The organism is Chloroflexus islandicus (assembly GCF_001650695.1).
In the GTDB taxonomy this organism is placed as follows: Bacteria; Chloroflexota; Chloroflexia; order Chloroflexales; family Chloroflexaceae; genus Chloroflexus; species Chloroflexus islandicus.
In genome coordinates this window covers 26,169-43,554 of sequence record NZ_LWQS01000064.1, presented here as the reverse complement: position 1 = coordinate 43,554, position 17,386 = coordinate 26,169, and the positions used below count along the sequence as shown (strand labels likewise).

Sequence of the window (17,386 nt, the reverse complement as noted above, 5' to 3'; positions counted from 1 at the left end):
GTGCTGCGCTCCTCATCACCCCTCCCCCAGCGGGGGAGGGGCAAGGGGTGGGGGCATCAGCCCGCGCAGCGGGCTTCGTCACCCTAGCCCGGCCCTTTAGGGCCGGGCACGAGCTGAGGCATCCGTCCCGCTCAAGCGGGAGATTGCTTCGGTCGGGCGGCACCCTGCTGTGCGGGGTGCCGCCACTCCCTCGCAATGACAGACAGGACTCGCCAGCGTACAACATACCCCTCTCCCTAAAGTGGGAAGAGGGGCAGACGCGCGTTTCGTACCGCGTTACGACAGCCAGCGTTTGCGGCGTTTGTAATGCTTCACTTCGCGATAACTCTTGCGGCTGCCAATCTCGTTGAGGCCAAGGTAAAACTCGCGTACATCAGCGTTATCTTTCAAATCAGCCGGCGATCCATCGAGCACAATCCGGCCATTTTCCATGATGTACGCATGGTGCGCCGACTCGAGCGCCAAGCGCGCATTCTGCTCAACCAGCAAAATGGTCGTTCCCTGCTCGCGATTAATGCGGCGGATAATTTCAAAGATCTCGGCCACTAGCAGCGGGGCCAAGCCCAGCGACGGCTCATCGAGCATGATCAGTTTGGGATGGGCCATCAGCGCGCGCCCGATCGCCAGCATCTGCTGTTCTCCGCCGCTGAGGAAGCCGGCCACTTGATTGCGCCGCTCTTTGAGGCGGGGAAAATAGTTGTAGACCAGCGCCAGATCCTCGCTAAACCGGCCCAGCGGCTGGGTGTATGCGCCGGCGCGCAGATTCTCCTCGACGGTGAGGTGCTCGAAGACGCGCCGCCCTTCCATCACCTGAAAGATGCCCATGCGCACAATCTCGGCGGCGTCTTTCTTGTGGATCGGCTGGCCTTGAAACAGAATCTCGCCATCGGTGACTTCACCGTTTTCCGGCTTGAGCAAGCCCGAAATTGCTTTGAGAGTTGTGCTCTTGCCGGCGCCGTTTGAGCCGAGCAACGCGACGATGCGGCCTTCCGGCACTTCCAGCGAGAGGCCCTTCAGCACCAGCACCACATCGTTGTAGATGACTTCGATATTATTGAGTGAAAGCATAAGCGATTGATGAGGCGGCGGAAGGGGCAGGTCACAGACCTGCCCCCACGAGAGACCTTACCGCGCGGTAATGAAATCGGTAATCGGCACCCACTTGCCGTTTTCGACCCGGAACATCTTGAGCGACTTGACCCCGGCGTGATCGGTGGCGCTAAATTGCACCGGCAGCGTCACACCCTTCGTATCGATGGCACCCATCGTCTCGAGGGCCGTCTTGATATTCTCGCCGGTCACCTCTTTGCCGTCGGCCACCACCTTCTCGACCCCGGCGATCAGAATCGACATTGCTGTCCAGCCTTGCACGAAGGTGCTGTCAGCGCCGCCGTAGTCGATATTCTTCGCCTTGGCGAATTCGAGCGCAATCTTGCCGCCTTCCGACTCGTGGTTGAACGGCACGGCGCCAACCACGCCTTCGGCATCCGCACCGGCCAGCTTGATCAAGATCTCGTTGGCGCACCAGTTCAAGCAGACGAACTGGACGTTGTAGCCAAGGCTCTTGGCGTTCTTGATCGCCAGCGCCGCCGGGCTAGAAACGTTCTGCAAGAAGATGTAATTCGCGCCGTAGTCGCGGAGCTGGGTCAACTGCGGGGTGAGGTCAGTCGCGCCACGCGGCGAGGGCACTTCCAGCGGCGTCTCGATCCCCTGCGAGGTGGCGAAGGCGGTGCCGTCGGCCAGCGGCGAGCGACCGAACGGGCTATCGTTGATCAGATAGCCAAACTTCGGCAACCCGCTGTTGCCCTTGGCCTTCCAGTCTTCGATCGCCCACTTCATCGCGATGATCAACTGATCCGAGTAGGTCGGCGCGACGAGGAAGTTGTAGGGCGTCTCAGCCGGGTTAGCCAGCGTCACCGAGTACGAAGCCGAGATGAACGGAATCTTGTCTTCGGTAATCTTGGGCCGCAACGCTTCGGTATCACCGGTGCCCCAGCCAGAGAAGATAACCACCTTGTCTTGGGTCACGAACTTGGTGTACAGCTCTTCGGCCCGCGGCACCTGATAGGCGTAGTCTTCGCTGAACAACTGCAACCGCCGCCCGTTGATGCCGCCCTGCTCATTCTTCCAGTCAATAAAGGCAATCTGTCCACGCGCATAGGGTGTACCGACGTCAGCCGTCGCGCCGGTCAAGTCGAAGATCGCACCTACTTTGATTGGTTCGGCACTAGCGCCACCGCCGCCGGTGCCGCCACCCGTGCCGCCCGTACCGCCGCCGCCGCCACACGCAGCCAGCAACGTTGCAAAGAGGGCTAGCGCCACCAACCACCCGAACGTCCGTCTCCTCCTGTGCATGCCATCCTCCTTCTAGACGCTTCAATAACTGAACGGCCATAGCCGGAAATAATCTTTAATGTTGCGCCACATCTTCACAATGCCTTCCGGCTCGAAGATCAGGAAGAGGATGATAGCTAAGCCGAATGCGCCCTGCTGCATATAGGGCAGATAGGAGTTGATGTTGGGTACGACGTCGCTGAGGGCGCGGGCCAGATTGGAAAGGAACGCGGGCAGGAGCGTCATAAAGGCGGCGCCGTAGATCGAACCAGAGACGCTGCCGAGCCCGCCGATGATGATCATCGCGAGAAAGAGAATGCTGGTATCGATGGTAAATCGCTCCCACGAAATAATCCCACGGTAGTGAGCGGTGAGCGCGCCGGCCAAGCCGGCGAAGAACGACGAGGTGGCGAAGGCGAGCAGTTTATAGCGGAAGAGGTCAACCCCGATCACCTGCGCCGCGATGTCTTGATCGCGAATGGCGACGAATGCCCGCCCGGCGCGGGTGCGAAAGAGGTTGCTGACAAAGATGACGGTCAAGATCAGCGCCACAAGGCAGACCCAATAGAAGGCGAAATCGTTATTGCCTAGCCGGTCTAGCGGCAACCCAAACAGATTGTTGCTCGCCCGCGGCAGCGAGAGCGATTCGCCAATGCCAAGCAGTTTACCGTGGGTGAGCACCCAAATGATAATCTCTTGCGAGGCGAGGGTCGCGATCGCGAGGTACAAGCCTTTCAGGCGGAGCGATGGCAGACCGAAGAACGCGCCGACTGCCGCCGTGAACAAGCTCGCCACCGGGATGGTGATCCACATCGGCGCGCCGAGGTGGACGGCCATCATGCCGGCGGTGTACGCGCCGACGGCGAGGAAGCCGCCATGACCAATGCTAATCTGGCCGGTATAGCCGACGAGAATATTCAGCCCGATCGCGCCGATCGCAGCAATGGCGATCGTATTGGCCAGATTAAGCCAGTACCGATCGGCAAACCACGGAAAGATCAGCGCCAGCGCCAAGACGATCACAATCCGGATGCGTTGCGGCCAATACGGACGTAAACTGACATCACTGGCATACGTAGTGTGAAACGTTCCGCTCTGCATAGCAAACCCAATCTTGTTAGCGCCAATCGCCGCTTACACGCGCTCGATGATCCGTTGGCCAAAGAGACCGTATGGCCGCACCAGCAAGATAAAGAGCAAGATAATGAATGGGGCGACTTCACCTAGGCCCCATTCTGGCGGCAGCAAACCGCCGGCGAACGACTGGAGCAGGCCGATGATCAACCCGCCGATAATCGCGCCGGGAATGCTATCGAGACCGCCCAAAATCACCACCGGGAAGACGAGCAGACCGACCCGCCCGATCGTGCCCGACACACCGCCGAAGATGCTCATGAGCAGAATGCCGCCGACTGCCGCCGTAATCGCCGCGATCGCCCACGCCACGGCCCACACCTTCTTGACGCTAATGCCCATACTGAGTGCTGCTTGCTGATCGTCGGCCACTGCGCGCATCGCGATCCCTTCGCGGCTGAACCGGAAGAAGAGCGTGAGCAAGGCAAAGAGGGCGATCGCCAACCCAAAGGCCCAAATCCGATCAACCCCGACATTTGCCCCCAGAATGGTCACGGTATCGGTCGGCAAAAACTGCGGCGCCGGACGCGGCGTCACGCCCCAAATCGCGCCCACAATGGCACGTAAGAGTGACGAGAGGCCAATCGTGACCATAATCACCGAGATGGCCGGTTCGCCGATCAGCGGTCGCAACACCAGTTGCTCAATCAACACCCCGACCACGGCAGCCAGCGCCACTGCCACCACAACGCCTGCCGGCCACCATAGGCCAAACTGCTCGACCATCGCATAGGTGAGGTAAGCCCCAATCAGCAGCAACTCGCCTTGGGCGAAGTTGATCACGTCGCTGCTCTTGTAGATCAAGACAAAGCCAAGCGCCACCAACGCAAAGATTGCGCCATTGGCAATCCCGCTCAGCGCCAGTTGAATAATCCGATCCATGCGCGTCTCCGTCGTCGCCGAATTGCAAATTGGTGCCAGTATGGATTTAGAACCGCGTTGGGAACGTGCTCCCTGTTATCGCGCCACGGCCCGCGCTGCTGGGGCCGGCGCCGGTGCAGCCGGGTCGTGCAATTCCTCAATGCGCAGGCGGGTCTTGATCAGCGCCGTGCGCCCGTCTTGGTAGGTAATCGTTGTCTCGATTTCAAGCATATCTTGGTCGCCGTAGAGCGCATCAACAATCTCTTGGTAGCGTTGGGCCACCAACCGCCGGCGCACCTTGCGGGTGCGCGTCAACTCGCCATCGTCGGCATCAAGCTCTTTGTGCAGCAACAAGAAGCGGCGGATGCGCGCCGCCGGCGGCAAATCGGCATTCGCCCGCTCGACATCTTTGCGGATCAGTGCATAGACCTGCGGTTTCTGGGCCAAGTCGGTGTAGGTGGTGTACGAAATTTGCGCATTCTCAGCCCACTTGCCAACGTTGGCGAAATCGATATTGATCATCGCCGTGACAAAGGGCCAATCGCCGCCGAACACCACCGCTTCCTTGATATACGGGCTAAACTTGAGCTTATTCTCGATAAACTGGGGCGAAAACTTGGTGCCGTCATGCAGGGTCATCACATCTTTCGCCCGGTCGATCACGATCAAGTGGCCATCCTCATCAAAATAGCCGGCGTCGCCGCTATGCAGCCAGCCATCTTCCAGCGCCTCGGCGGTCGCTTCCGGGTTCTTGTAGTAGCCAACAAACACCGACGGGCTTTTCACCAGAATCTCGCCATTCTCGGCGATCCGGATCTCGGTATTGGGCAGGGGCGTGCCAACCGTTTGGAACTTGATCTGGCCATCGCGGTGGATCACGCTCAAGCCAGAGCTTTCGGTCTGGCCGTAAACCTGTTTGAGATTCACGCCGATGGCGTGATAAAAGCGGAAGACATCAGGGCCGAGCGCGGCGCCGCCGGTGTAGGCCCGCTTGAGAAATCGCAAGCCGAGATGGTCTTTCAGCATCTCGAACACGGTGATGCGGGCCAGCCAATAGCGCAGGCGCAGACCAAGATCGGGTTGCTTGCCGCTAAAGCGGGCATCGGCCATGGCATAGCCCTGCTTCATTGCCCACTCGAACAGCGCCCGTTTTAAGCGGGTCGAATCCTGCACTTTGACCTGCACCTGCGAGAGCATATTTTCCCAGATGCGGGGCGGCGAGAACATCACCCGCGGCCCGATCTCGCGGATATTCTCTTGCACCGTGCTGGCCGATTCGGGGAAATTGATCGTAAAGCCGCACTGCATCCCGGCGGCGACCGTCACCATCTGCTCGCCGACCCATGCCAGCGGCAAGAAGCTGACAAACTCATCGTCGGGGCCGAGCGGATCGACCGAGAGCAAGCCGGCGCCTTGGCTGATCAAATTGCGATGGGTGAGCATCGCCAGTTTGGGCTTGCCGGTGGTACCGGAGGTGGTAGAAAGGATGGCGACATCGTCGGGCTTGCCGGCGGCCAGTTCGGCCTCAAATAGGCCGGGATGGGCCCGATCGTAGGCGCGGCCTTGTTCTTCGATATCGGGGAAATGGGCAAGGTAGGGCTGCTGGTAATTGCGCATCCCTTTTGGTTCGTAGTAGATAACCTTCAGCACCCCTTCGAGGCGCGGCCAGATCTCGATAATCTTATCGACCTGCTCTTGGTCTTCGACCACAATCACCCGCGCTTCAGCCGCCGAGAGAATGTAATACACCTCTTCGGCCACCGAATCTTGGTAGACGCCGATCGACATCGCGCCGATGGTTTGGGCGGCAAATTCGGCATAGAGCCATTCGGGCCGGTTATCGCCAATAATGGCGATCACATCGCCGCGGCGCACGCCAAGCGCGTGCAGACCCATCGCAAACGCGCGCACGTGCTCGGCAAACTGCCGCCACGTCACCGTTTGCCAGATGCCAAAATCCTTCTCGCGCAGCGCCACCTTATCGCCGAAACGTTCCGCATTCTGGAATAATAAGCGCGGCAGCGTCGTCTCAGGTATCTGTATCATTGCGTCACCCGACCGTGGGACCGGCAGACAGCGCCGGAAGACTGGTATCGATTACATCCTCGGCATTGCGTGTTCACGGCCCAGATACGCATCGATCACCTTCGGATCGCTGCGCACCTCAGCCGGTGTGCCATACGCGATCAGTTGGCCGAATTCGAGCACCGCCACCCGATCGCTAATATCCATCACGACCCCCATATCGTGCTCAATCAGCACGATGGTCGTGCCATACTCTTCGTTAATATCAAGGATGAAGCGGGCCATATCCTCTTTTTCTTCGGTATTCATACCCGCCATCGGCTCATCGAGCAGCAAGAGGCGCGGATTCATCGCGAGCGCGCGGCCCAACTCCACCCGCTTTTGCAGGCCATACGAGAGCGCGCCGACCATCTTCTTGCGGATCGACTGGATTTCGAGCAGATCGATCACCTGCTCGACAAACGCGCGGTGCTCGACCTCTTCGCGCTGGGCGCGCCCCCAGTACAAGCCGCCGCTGAAGATCCCGCTGCGCATGTGAATGTGACGGCCCAGCATCAAGTTGTCAACGACCGTCATGTGGCGGAAGAGCTCGATATTCTGGAACGAGCGGGCAATGCCGAGGCGCGCGATCTGATGGGGCGGCATACCGATAATGTTGCGCCCTTCAAAGCGGATCTGCCCTTGTTGCGGGCGGTAGAGGCCGCTGATGCAGTTCAACAGGCTGGTCTTGCCGGCGCCGTTGGGGCCGATAATGGCCTGAATGGTGCCGGGATAGATATTGAAGGTCACGGAAAGCAGCGCGCGTACCCCGCCAAAGCTCAACCCGATGTGATCAATCTCCATTTGCGGGGCGGGCAGCGTCACCGAATCACGATGCGTCATGCGATCCTCATTGACAATGCACGAAACAGGTACGCACCGCTCACGAGTCGATCATGCGCATGAAGGTAGAATGTCGCCACTTCGATCGCTGTGATCGACCAATGACGTATCACAAACTATGGGGAATACTTGAGGTTTATTATAACGAAGGTCGCAGAATTGCGCAAATGGAGGTTGGGTTATGGAACGTACCGCGCGCCATACAGACAGAGGCCGGCCAAGGCGAGCCAAAACCAATGCCACAACCCAAACGGTTGCACGAAGGCGACCACAAGCGAAATGATCACAAAGATCAGGCCAAGGAGGGCCAGCAGAGTGCGGCGATGGTGGGCTGGCATCACGCACCCTCACGCACGACAAAGAAGGCGAACGCGAACAGCGCCACGGCAATGAACAGCAGCAACGAAAAGGCGAGGTTGCCGGTGGCGCTGATCAAGAAAATCGTCATCGCAATCACAATGATCGCCATCATGATACAGCCGCGGCGCACACGGCGGACACTGGCGGCGACATCGGGTTCTTCGGGAGTCTGAGCCATGATGGTTTCCGCTGCTAAACGCTTCCTGCCCTATCTTAGCATATCCGTAGCGCACGGCGTGCTGTAATGGTACTGCAATCGTAGTTTAGTACCAAAGTACTGTGCAATCTATAGCCAACATGCTATACTACACATGTAGGCGAAGCAACAGCTTGGCTGCAATGGCGCATGGGGAAAGGAGCTGCCGATGTTTGACCGCGAGACGTGGCGGCAACGGGTAGCCGAACGATTCAATAACTTTGCGCGCAACCCGCGGCAGGAGATCCAAGTAGCCGGCGTCAATACAGTGCTCGGTTTTCTTGCGCTGCGCGCGCTCGAACCCTTCCTCGAGGCCTTTCAAGACGAACCGGTAGCGGCGGTGCTGGCGTTGGCCGAGATTTCGCGCGGCCCCGGCGCCAATCATATTGTGCGCCGGGCAAGCCATTGGCGCTACCAGTTGGCGCAATTGATCGACCGCGAACTGCGCTCGCGTCCCGAATTGCGTATCACTATCGAAGAGATTTTATTGGCGCTGAACGTCATTCACCTTGCCCGCCAGCGGTTGAATAGCTCGCGGGATGAATGGTTGCGCCTGACCCTGCTCGCCGAAATCGATTCATTTGAGAGCGGTGATTTCGAGCAGTTGCGCCGCCAGTTGCACGATCCCGGCTGGCAGAGCCGGTACGAAGCGATTCGTCGCCTGCGGGTGCGCGAAGGCCATTTCACCGCCGCCGATCTGGTGCTGCTCCACGATGGTCTGAGCGATAGCGCCTCACATGTGCGTGCTGCCGCTGCCCGCACGCTGGGTTTGATCGTCGGCACGCCGCCGCAGCCGCTGGTCAAGACATTGATCCGGCTAGCCATTCACGATTGCGATTTAGAAACCCGCTTCGCCGCCGCTCGCACGCTGGGCTTGTTGCGCGACCGGATCGCGTCGCCGCAATTGCTCGATTATCTGATTGAGTGCCTTGGCGATCCTGACAGTTTTGTCCGTTCAGCGGCGGCGCTGGTGGTCAGCCAGTTGGGCGAGTTGGCCGGCACTAGCTCGATGATCGAGCGCCTGTTGGCAATGCTGGCCGATAGCGATGCCTACGCCCGTGAAGCCGCCGCCCGCGCTTTGGGCCGCCTTGGCGTTGCCGCTGCGACGTCGCCGGTGCTCAATGCCTTGGCACAGGCAGTTGATGATACCGATCCGAATGTCCATGAAGCGGCAGTGGATGCTATTACACGCCTGCGCAAGTTGCGGGCCACCCTGCCGCTTAGTCCGAGCCGCCATCCGACCGAGCCGCTGGCAGTGTAGGTGGGCGCATGCGGCGGCAGATCACTGTTTTTGCTGATCAGAACGCGATATCTGCTCTCTTGGCCTTCAGCGATGAGCTGGAGGCCAGTTGGCATTTGCCGCCCGATTATGGCTATTTGTTGCGGCTGGTGATCGAAGAGGTGGCCACCAATATCGTCAAGTATGGCTACCACGATCACAACCGTGACCAGATCCAGCTCGCTTGCGAGTATGAGCAAGGGGTGCTCACGATTACCATTCGTGATCGCGGCCAGCCGTTCGATCCGCGCGAAGCGCCGCCGCCGGACATCCATGCCGCTGCTGATCAGCGCTTGATTGGCGGCCTTGGCCTCTTTTTCGTTCGCGAATATGCCGATACGCTGACTTATCACCACGATCCGCGCAGCGGCTGGAATGAGTTGACCGTGACGAAGGCGATGAGCATGCTCGACCGGCTGCGGGCCTTGCCGATTTTTCAGGCTGTGCCGGAAACGGTACTGGCCGAACTGGCTCCGCGGCTGGCGGAAAGCCGGTTGGCCGCCGGTGAAGTGTTGTTTCATCAGGGGGATGCCGGCGCCGAATGCTTTGTCATTCTCGACGGCGCGGTCGAGGTGATTACGTTCGTGAACGGCGCCGAGTTGCGGCTCGAGGTCTTTCACACCGGCCAGATTATCGGTGAAATGAGCCTGATCGATCGCAGTCCCCGTTCGGCGACGGTGCGCGCGATCGAGCCGAGCCGGCTGGTTGCGTTGAACGAAGCGGTGTTTGCGACCCTGATTGGTTCCAGTCCGGAGTTGGCGATGACAATGCTGCGCAGCATTGTCAGCCGGGTGCGCAATACCAACCAGCGCATGATCCACGATCTCGAACGCAAGAATGCCGAGCTGGTAGCCGCTTATCAGCAATTGCAAGCCGCCCAAGCCGAACTTATCCGGCTCAACCGGCTCGAAGAAGAGCTGGCGGTTGCGCGCCGCATTCAGCAATCGTTTTTACCCCGCGTCTTGCCGCAACCACCCGGCTGGCGCATTGCGGCGTTTAGCCGGGGAGCGCAAGCGGTTGGCGGTGATTTCTTTGATACCATTACCCTCCCCAATGGCCAGATCGGGCTGGTGGTCGCCGATGCTTGCGGCAAAGGCGTCACCGCTGCCCTCTTTGTCGCCCTCAGCCGGTCGCTCTTACGCGCCGCTTCCCAAGCTGCCGGCAGCTCCCAAAGCGACGGTGATGCCAGCGCAGCAATTCTGCTGCACGCCGTAAGCCTGACCAATGACTATATCTGCCGTGAGCATGGTGACTCGATGATGTTTGTGACCCTCTTTTATGGCTTGCTCGACCCGGCCACCGGAGCGATGCAGTACATCAATGCCGGCCATAATCCGCCGTTGCGGATCGGGCCCGATGGCGCGGTGATCGAGGAGTTGAGCGAGGGCGCGCTGCCGATTGGAATTGTGACCGGACAAGCGTATGACGTGCGCGCATTGCAGATTGCTCCCGGCGAGAAGTTGGTCGCATTTAGCGATGGCATCACCGAGGCGATGAACCCGGCTGGTGAATTGTTTGGCGATGATCGTCTCCAAGCCTTGTTGCGCGCGCAAGCGCAGTGTACAGCGGCTGAGCTGGTGACGGCGGCGGTATCGGCAGTGGATGCCTTCGCGCAGGGTGCGCCCCAAGCCGACGACATCACCCTCTTGGTGGTAGAGCGGTTGCCGGCGGGGTAAGCGAGCGCTCGGCTATCGCCGGCAACCGAAACCTATGGACGAGCCGTGCTATAATGACCGCATCCTTGATCGCATAGCGGGCTAGCACCTGCTAGAAAGGGGTTTTTCGGCGTGAAAACCGAGCAAGTAGATGACGTGCTCATCATTGAGCTGCCAGCACGCCTCGATGCCGCCGGCGTGGCCGCGATCGAACACGATTTGGCCGCCGCAATTACCAACCACGGCGGCAAAGTGTTGGCCGATATGACCGCAGTGACCTTTGTCGCCAGCTTGGCGTTGCGCATGCTGCTGAGCAATCTGCGCGCCGTGCAACCGTTAGGCGGGGATTTGCGCTTGTGCGGGTTGCAACCGCAGATCGCCGAAATCTTCCGCAAGAGCCGCTTTGATACCCTCTTCAAGATTTACCCCGACCGCGAAGCGGCGCTGGCGTCATACCGCGATCGGTGAGGTGCGACGGATGGGGCGAGGCATCCCTCGCCCCGCTGGTTACGCCGAACGCTCGTGCGCCAGCATGATGGCCATTGCGATCGCCGACACCGCTAGCAAAACCAAGGCCGGTGCCGCGGCTTGGGTAAACATCGCTTCGCTGGTGGCGCTCCAGATCATCGTGGCAAGGGTCGGGAAGCCGGTCGGGCTGAGCAGCAACGTGGTCGGCAATTCTTTAATTGAGGTGAGGAAGACTAGCGCCGCTGCCGAGAGCATGCCGGGAGTCATCAGCGGGAGGGTAACGCCGGCAAAGACGGCGAGCGGCGAGCGGCCCAGCGAGCGGGCCGCATCTTCGACCCGCGGATTCATCTGCTGTAACGTGGTGCGGAGGCTGCCGATCGCCTGCGGCAAGAAGCGAATGGCCAATCCAAACAAAAGCATCGGCAGGGTCTGGTAGAGCCACGGCGTGTAGTTGGCGCCGAAGAAGACGAGCGCCAGCGCGACGACAATGCCGGGCAGAGCATAACCAGTGTAGGCGGCAGCATCGAGGAGGCGGCTCAGGCGGGAGGGGAAGCGGGCCGCCAGCAGCGCAATCGGAATGGCGGCCACAACGGTCAGTGCCGCCGCGCCGCCGGCAGCGAGCAGGGAATTGGCCATCGGCCGCCAGAGCACGTCGAGCGTCTGCCCGTTGAGCAAGCCGCGGATCAACCAGTAGCTCAGCGCCAACAGCGGCATCCCAATGCCAAGCAGCGTCAATAAGGCAGCATACAGCGCCGCCAGCCAGCGCCACGGCCCAATGTCAGCCAGCCGGCGCGGGCGGGCCACAGCGCAAGTCGTGCGGCTCATGCTGGGCCGGCCCCGGATGAGTTGCTCGATCCCGATCAGGCTGAGCGTCAACCCAATCAAGACGAGGGCCAACAGGGCGGCGCCGCTGCGATCAAACGATCCACGATACTGCACATAAATCGAACGGGTGAAAGTCTCGAATTGCAAGAGCGACACCGCGCCGAAATCGCTCAAGCTGTAGAGGGCAGCCAGCAACGCGCCAATCGCAATCGCCGGACGCACTTGCGGCAAGAGAATGCGCCAAAAGACGCGCCACGGGCTATCACCCATACTGCGGGCGGCGTCTTCCACCGCCGGATCGCACCGTTGCAACGCTGCGCGCGTATTCAGCAACACATACGGATAACTGCTGAGGGTGAGGGCCAAGACGGCGCCGCCGAAGCCATACACCGGCGGCAACCGCTCAACACCCAACGGCGCAAGCATCTGTTGCAGCAACCCCACTGGCCCTAACACCACAATGATCGCAAAGCCGTTGATGTACGACGGCACCGCCAGCGGCAAGGCGGTCGCGATTGCCCAAAAGCGGCGACCGGGAATATCGACGCAGACCGTCAACCACGCCAACGGCGCAGCGATCAGCACGCTGAGCAGGGCTGTGGCGAGGGCCAGACCGATACTATTCGTCACGACCCGGAGCGTGCGGGGGCGAAGTAAGGCGGCCCATGCATCAGGCCCGGCTTCGAGGGCGCGCACGAGGAGATAGCCGATCGGCAGCAACACGAGCGCAACAATGCCGAGACTCAGCCCGATCAAGACCCACGGGCGCGCGCGGCGCTGGGGAATGGCAACGGCTACTTCAGTCAGGGTGGCGCGACGGATCATAGGCTTGGAATAATGGGCGCCGCGATCAGGCCTGATCGCGGCGCATACACACGGTTACAACGCTCCAACATCACGCAGCAATTGCAAGGTGCCTTGCAAATCGCGCAACTGGTTGAGATCAATCTGCGGCGTTTGGATCTCAGACAGCGGCTTCAGCCGCGGATCTGGCTGCACATTGCCGGCCAGCGGATACTCAAAGGTCTGCTCGGCGAAATAGCGTTGGCCTTCGGTCGAGAGCATATAGTCAATCAGTCGTTGCGCTGCGGGCGCATTCTTGGCCGTCTTGAGGATGCCAACGCCGGCGATATTGATCAACGCGCCCACATCACCATCGGCGGGGTAATAGTTGGCGGCGGCCAGCGTATTGCCCGACTGGCGCTGCAACTGGTAGAGATAGTAGTGATTGACAAAGCCAACGTCGATCTCGCCAGCGGCGACGGCTTGCACGATCGCCGCATTCTTCTCGTAGGTCTTGACCTCGTTGGCGATCATCCCTTCCAGCCAACGCCGGGCAGCTTCTTCGCCCAACTGCACCCGCATCGCGGTGACAAACGCTTGGAACGAACCATTGGTCGGCGCCCAACCGACCCGACCCCGCCACTGCGGATCGACAAAGCCCGTGATCGAGCGCGGCAAATCGGCCTCGGTCAGCTTATTGGTGTTGTAGACCACCACGCGGGCGCGGCCACTGATGCCAACCCACAAGCCATCGGACGAGCGGAAGCGCGGCTCGACCTGATTGAGCGTGTCGGCAGGTAAAGGGGCCAGCATACCGGCAGCCGCCAACGCGCCGAGCGCGCCAGCGTCTTGGGCAAAGAAGAGGTCGGCGGGGCTATTAGCGCCCTCTTCGAGGATGGTCGCCGCTAGCTCAGCGGTATCGCCGTAGCGCACTTCAACTTGAATACCGGTGGCTTGGGTAAATTGGGTAAAGAACGGCCCAACGAGGCTTTCGCTGCGACCGGAATAGACGACAATCTTGGCCGGCGCATCGGTTGGCGCAGGCGCTTGGGTGGGTGAGCTGGCAGCTTGATTCCCGCAGGCGGCCAGTGTGAATGCCGCCAATGTCAACAGCGCGAACAGGCGCAGAAAGCGATTCACGGTTTCTCTCCTCGACCACGTCGATTCTTCGTGACAACGACCACAACCTTGCGCAAGGTTGGCGTTAGTATATCCTAACCTTTTCCGAAGGTCAAGCTAATTTACGAACATTTTGGTTGAGATATTTAGAAAAAGGTTGTGAAAGAGGTGGGCAAGCGCGGAGCGGGTTACGTCCACAGCCGGTCGAGCGTCTCAATCAGCAATTGGCTATGGCGGCTCAGATCGGCAAGGGCGATATGCTCATCAGGGGCAAACAGCGCGCTGGTTGCCGGCGTCAGGCCGATGCTGGCGGTAGGGATGGGCTGGCCGCCGGTGAGCAGGCTGAGCGGCGCCACATAGGGGCCGGCCGGCACAATTGCGAGGGGACGCTCAAACACAGTTGCGCCGATCGCTGCGACCCGGCTCACGATCGGATGGTCGGTAGCAGTAGCCCAAGGTGAATAACCGCCGGGCAATCGTTCGAGGGCGAGATCAGCAAACCCTTTATCGTCAAGATGGCGACGCACTAACTCATAGATGGCATCAGGCTGCTGGCCCGGCACCAATTGGAGATCGAGCAACGCTGATGCAAGGGCAGGGATTGCCGGCGCGTCACTATGCGGTTCAACGGTCAATGAACTGACATTACAGGTTGGGAGCGTGACCTCTGTGCGGCTAAGAGCCGCGCCGTCGATCCCAAACAAAAATTGGCCGATCTGCCATGCTTCCCGGCGCGCGGCGGCGGCCAATTGCAATTGGCGAATCGCGGCGTTATCAGCGCGGGAAGGCCCTTCAACCGCATCGTAGAAGCCCTCGATGCGCACATCTTCATCGTCGCCCTTGAAGGAGGCGAGCGCCCAGATCAAGCGCCAGAGCGGATTCGCGACACTCGTCGCGAATCCGGCGGGCAACGGATAGGCCGGGCCGCGGGCAACCAAGCGTAATCGGAGCCAGCCTTTGCTGCCGCTGGCGCAGATCGGCGTGCCATGCACGTCGCGATCGCCGCTGCTGGCCAACACCGCATCGCAGCGCACCAGATCAGCGTGGGCTGGCAATGCTTCAGCCAATCCCGGACTGCCAATCGTCGCCGCACCTTCGATCACAAGGGTCACACCGCACGGCAAGCTGCCTTCGCGTTGCACAATAGCTTGCAAAGCGGCGAGATGGGCAGCGAGCGCCCCTTTGCCGCCGGCGACGCCACGTCCAAAGATTTGGCCGTCACGCTCAGCAATCGCGAACGGTTCGTGCGACCAGTAGCGCCAAGGGCCGGTTGGCGGCGTATCGTAGTGATGGTAGAGCAACAGCGTCTGGGGGCGGCGGCCAGAACGGTGGGCAATAATCACCGGCGCTGCACTGGTCGCGACGATGCGCACCTGCATGCCGAGCATGCGGATGAAGAGTGCGATTTGTTCAGCCGCCGCGCGCAACTCCTCGCCATGCCCAGTCGTTGAGGGCAACCGGCACATATGGCGCAGTACATGCACGAGTTGTTCGGTTGATGGCGGTGCGTGAACAGTCACCCAGATTGCTCCCGTGGCAGTGCAACATCGTGTTTGGTGAACGAATTATAACACGGGGTTTACTCTAGAGAGGGTTAAGGCCATGCTAGAATAAAGTGCGAAATGTCACATTATTCTTGCAATCCGCGACGGCCGGTCGCGGCTGGAGGTTATGGCATGGATTCCCGGCACCGCGCATTTGTGAACTTTGCATGGCTGAATGTTGGTTACAACCTGCTGGTGATCATGTGGGGCGCGTTTGTGCGCGCTACCGGTTCGGGCGCTGGCTGTGGCGATCACTGGCCGCTGTGCGATGGGCAAGTGATCCCGCGCGCGCCGGATACGGCGCAGATGATCGAGTTTTCCCATCGCGTGACTAGCGGCATTGCGCTGTTGCTGGCAGTGGCATTGCTGGTATGGGCCTTGCGATTGTTTGCTGCCGGCCATCCGGCGCGCCGCGCCGCGATTGCCACCATGGTGTTCATGATCGTGGAATCGCTCATCGGCGCTGCGCTTGTCCTCTTCCGCTTGGTGGCTCACGATGTCTCGCTGACGCGAGCGTTGTCACTGGGTCTGCACCTGATTAACACCTTCTTGCTGATTGGCGCGATGGCATTGACCGCGTGGTACGCCAGCGGCAAGCCGGCGCCTGAATTGCGCGGCAAAGGTGGCCTGCTTGGCATGTTGATCGCTGCGCTGATCGGTACGGCGCTAGTTGGTTCAAGCGGTGCAGTGACTGCGCTGGGTGATACGCTCTTGCAGTTGGGGGTGTTGCCCGGCGGTGTGTCGCAAGCGATCACGCTTGATAGCCATCCCTTGGTTTGGATGCGCATTATCCATCCGGTGCTCGGCACGCTGGTGGGGTTAGCGATGATCACCTTGGCTCAGCGCGCGATGCGTTACGATCCCTCGCCGGCGACGCGGCGGCTGGCATGGGCCACGGCGGCCATCTTTGTCGGCCAGATCTTTCTCGGCACGATCAATGTCATTCTGAAAGCGCCGGTTTGGATGCAGTTAGTGCATCTGCTCTTCGCCGATCTCGCATGGCTGACGCTCGTCTTGCTCAGCGCAACGTTGTTGGCTCGACCATCGACTGTTGCTGCACTGCATGCGCCGGTGGTCTCCGGGTCGCCGGCCCGTTAGCCGGTTTGGTATGCGATGGGTTGTAGTTTGGCCTATCGCACAACGGGACTAGGGTCATCTTGTGTGCTGAGCAGCGCTATGGTATAACCAATTTGAGAAGGGGCATCCTCACCTCATCGCTACTTTGCATAGGAGGCCCGCGAATGGCGCTGCATGGATCGTTAGAACAGGTTTCATTGCGCGAGCTGATCGATCTCGCGACATATAGCTCGCTCACCGGATCGCTCGATATCACTGGCGAGCGATCCGGCCGGATCTTCCTCTTCAATGGCCAAATCTACCATATCGAGTGCGAAGGGCAGATTGGCGTCGAAGCACTGGGGATTCTGCTCAATGTGCAGAAGGGGACGTTCAACGTGACGAGTGGTGCGCGCAGCGAACATCAGTCCGTATGGGGCGATCTTGAGACGTTGCTGCGCAATGCTGAACGCACGGCGTTACGCTGGCGTCGCTTGTGGCATCAGGTGCCTTCGCTGCACTTGACGCCGGTGCTAGCAATGCCGCGGGAAGCGGCGAAAGAGCGCGCAAATGTAACAGAGCATCTGCTCATTGATGCCATCGATGGGCACAAGTGTTTGAGCGAGATTGCGGCTGAGTTGCACTGGCAGGCGATTGATGTGGTGGAGGGCATTGCCCATCTGGCAGCGCAACAGATGGTGCGGCTCGAAACGATGCCGCTGGCGCCGCACGATCCAGTGCCAGCGGCGCAACCGCGACCGGTGCCGCCGGCAATCCCCACCATTGACCGGTTGTTAGCGATTTTGCGGTCGTGATCTCTATCAAGATGGCGTAGAGTGGGAGGGGCGCAGCTATGCTGCGCCCC

General features: G+C 60.3%; 16 protein-coding genes. 5 read left to right on the top strand and 11 right to left on the bottom strand.

Going from position 1 to position 17,386, the window contains the following annotated elements:
• Positions 1–276 precede the first annotated feature (276 nt).
• The 8 genes from A6A03_RS13000 to A6A03_RS12970 form a co-directional block, all read right to left on the bottom strand.
• Positions 277–1,068: an ABC transporter ATP-binding protein gene (locus tag A6A03_RS13000; protein ID WP_066789055.1), complete on the bottom strand. Its 792-nt coding sequence runs from the start codon at positions 1,066–1,068 to the stop codon at positions 277–279.
• A 57-nt stretch (positions 1,069–1,125) separates the two neighbouring features.
• The gene (locus tag A6A03_RS12995) at positions 1,126–2,355 is read right to left on the bottom strand and encodes an ABC transporter substrate-binding protein (protein ID WP_066789053.1); all 1,230 of its coding nucleotides are present in this window, start codon (positions 2,353–2,355) and stop codon (positions 1,126–1,128) included.
• Between the two features lie 21 nt (positions 2,356–2,376).
• Complete coding sequence (locus tag A6A03_RS12990; protein ID WP_066789050.1) at positions 2,377–3,435, bottom strand: branched-chain amino acid ABC transporter permease; 1,059 nt, start codon at positions 3,433–3,435, stop codon at positions 2,377–2,379.
• A 33-nt stretch (positions 3,436–3,468) separates the two neighbouring features.
• Positions 3,469–4,350: a branched-chain amino acid ABC transporter permease gene (locus A6A03_RS12985; protein WP_066789041.1), complete on the bottom strand. Its 882-nt coding sequence runs from the start codon at positions 4,348–4,350 to the stop codon at positions 3,469–3,471.
• Positions 4,351–4,425: 75 nt separating this feature from the next.
• Positions 4,426–6,375, bottom strand: a complete 1,950-nt coding sequence (locus tag A6A03_RS12980) for a long-chain fatty acid--CoA ligase (protein WP_066789038.1) — start codon at positions 6,373–6,375, stop codon at positions 4,426–4,428.
• Positions 6,376–6,426: 51 nt separating this feature from the next.
• The gene (locus tag A6A03_RS12975; RefSeq protein ID WP_066789035.1) at positions 6,427–7,236 is read right to left on the bottom strand and encodes an ABC transporter ATP-binding protein; all 810 of its coding nucleotides are present in this window, start codon (positions 7,234–7,236) and stop codon (positions 6,427–6,429) included.
• Between the two features lie 179 nt (positions 7,237–7,415).
• Complete coding sequence (locus A6A03_RS20625) at positions 7,416–7,574, bottom strand: hypothetical protein (protein ID WP_172812315.1); 159 nt, start codon at positions 7,572–7,574, stop codon at positions 7,416–7,418.
• Positions 7,574–7,774, bottom strand: coding sequence for a hypothetical protein (locus A6A03_RS12970; RefSeq protein ID WP_066789032.1), 201 nt, complete (start codon positions 7,772–7,774; stop codon positions 7,574–7,576). Before A6A03_RS12970 ends, A6A03_RS20625 begins: the two co-directional genes overlap by 1 nt.
• 187 nt (positions 7,775–7,961) lie before the next feature.
• Between A6A03_RS12970 and A6A03_RS12965 the strand changes: the two genes are divergently transcribed.
• The 3 genes from A6A03_RS12965 (at position 7,962) to A6A03_RS12955 (ending at position 11,194) form a co-directional block, all read left to right on the top strand.
• A complete protein-coding gene (locus A6A03_RS12965; RefSeq protein WP_066789029.1) occupies positions 7,962–9,053 on the top strand; it encodes a HEAT repeat domain-containing protein in 1,092 nt (363 codons plus the stop codon).
• An 8-nt stretch (positions 9,054–9,061) separates the two neighbouring features.
• Positions 9,062–10,747: a SpoIIE family protein phosphatase gene (locus A6A03_RS12960; RefSeq protein ID WP_066789026.1), complete on the top strand. Its 1,686-nt coding sequence runs from the start codon at positions 9,062–9,064 to the stop codon at positions 10,745–10,747.
• A 111-nt stretch (positions 10,748–10,858) separates the two neighbouring features.
• On the top strand, positions 10,859–11,194 hold the full coding sequence (locus tag A6A03_RS12955) for an STAS domain-containing protein (protein ID WP_066789023.1): 336 nt from the start codon (positions 10,859–10,861) through the stop codon (positions 11,192–11,194).
• Between the two features lie 39 nt (positions 11,195–11,233).
• Here the strand turns inward: A6A03_RS12955 and A6A03_RS12950 are convergent, their stop codons facing one another.
• From A6A03_RS12950 to A6A03_RS12940, 3 genes are all read right to left on the bottom strand, one after another.
• A complete protein-coding gene (locus A6A03_RS12950) occupies positions 11,234–12,844 on the bottom strand; it encodes an ABC transporter permease (RefSeq protein ID WP_066789020.1) in 1,611 nt (536 codons plus the stop codon).
• Positions 12,845–12,898: 54 nt separating this feature from the next.
• On the bottom strand, positions 12,899–13,942 hold the full coding sequence (locus A6A03_RS12945) for an iron ABC transporter substrate-binding protein (protein ID WP_066789018.1): 1,044 nt from the start codon (positions 13,940–13,942) through the stop codon (positions 12,899–12,901).
• 167 nt (positions 13,943–14,109) lie between these two features.
• A complete protein-coding gene (locus A6A03_RS12940; RefSeq protein WP_066789016.1) occupies positions 14,110–15,441 on the bottom strand; it encodes a M20/M25/M40 family metallo-hydrolase in 1,332 nt (443 codons plus the stop codon).
• A gap of 156 nt (positions 15,442–15,597) precedes the next feature.
• Here A6A03_RS12940 and A6A03_RS12935 point away from each other — a divergent pair, with 156 nt between their 5' ends.
• Together A6A03_RS12935 and A6A03_RS12930 are read left to right on the top strand one after the other, a co-directional pair.
• A complete protein-coding gene (locus A6A03_RS12935; protein WP_066789014.1) occupies positions 15,598–16,563 on the top strand; it encodes a COX15/CtaA family protein in 966 nt (321 codons plus the stop codon).
• Between the two features lie 143 nt (positions 16,564–16,706).
• A complete protein-coding gene (locus A6A03_RS12930) occupies positions 16,707–17,336 on the top strand; it encodes a DUF4388 domain-containing protein (protein WP_066789012.1) in 630 nt (209 codons plus the stop codon).
• Positions 17,337–17,386 lie beyond the last annotated feature (50 nt).